Here is an 866-nt window from a genome sequence, read left to right as displayed (position 1 = left end):
GCAATCTCAAAAACAAGTTAGCATTACCTTGGGGCGACCTTAATGCCTTACCCAATTCAGTTTGAGAGCCGTCGCCGCAGTTTGCCAAGATTTCTCAAATTATCTTGCCTTGATATAGAAACTCTGTGGTTTCCCTTAGTTCCAGAACTTATCAAGGTAAAATTTGCCAAGGCTCAGTCACTTAAACTAACTATTGCTCGCACTCTTCGGGCGAGACAAAAATGTTTTTGTAATAAGTCTGATTTGGCACAAGCGAGCTATTCCATTATACTGGCAACTGTTGGATAAGAGAGGAAGTAGTAACATGGCCGAGCAGAAATCTTTAATCACACCAATTTTAGAACTGTTAAAAGATTACGAAATTATCATTTTAGGTGACCGGGAATAAGTCCGCGTTAAACTAGCTAGTTGGCTCTGTGAGCAGCAAGTGAAGTTTGTCCTTAGAGTAAAAGAATATCCTTATATACAGGAAGAATCCTCAGACTATACTCGCGTATCAGAGTTAGGATTGCTACCCGGAAATAGCTGGTTCTTGACGAGTGTTAAAGTCACAAAACAAAAAGGGTTTGGTCAGTTTAACGTGGCTGGTTATTGGCGACGTAAATATCGGGGTAAGGTAGAGGATGAGGGTTGGTATCTTCTGACTAATTTAGGGAGATATCAGCCAGCAATTGCTGCTTTCAAATGCCTGGAATAGAAGCTATGTTCAAAGATTGTCAGACAGGTGGTTATAATTTAGAGAAGAGTCACGCTAATAATAAGCGTTTAAAAAACTTAATTCTCCTGATTGCTCTGGCTTACACTTGTGCTGTACTCCAAGGTGAGAAAATCAAGCGTATGGGAATTCAAAAATATGTTGGTCGGCT

The 866-nt window shown here is 40.2% G+C and carries 1 protein-coding gene and 1 pseudogene; both read left to right on the top strand.

What is annotated here, in order from left to right; translation table 11 throughout:
• Positions 1-427 precede the first annotated feature (427 nt).
• On the top strand, positions 428-697 hold the full coding sequence (locus MiSe_RS49335) for a hypothetical protein (protein WP_226594905.1): 270 nt from the start codon (positions 428-430) through the stop codon (positions 695-697).
• Positions 685-866, top strand: a pseudogene (locus MiSe_RS49330) (IS4 family transposase); the annotation flags it as partial. The gene MiSe_RS49335 and the pseudogene MiSe_RS49330, both read left to right, overlap by 13 nt.

Source organism: Microseira wollei NIES-4236, assembly GCF_020521235.1.
Taxonomy (GTDB): domain Bacteria; phylum Cyanobacteriota; class Cyanobacteriia; order Cyanobacteriales; family Aerosakkonemataceae; genus Microseira; species Microseira wollei.
The sequence above is the reverse complement of the archived record's forward strand: the minus strand, read 5'-3'. Positions and strand labels throughout refer to the sequence as shown.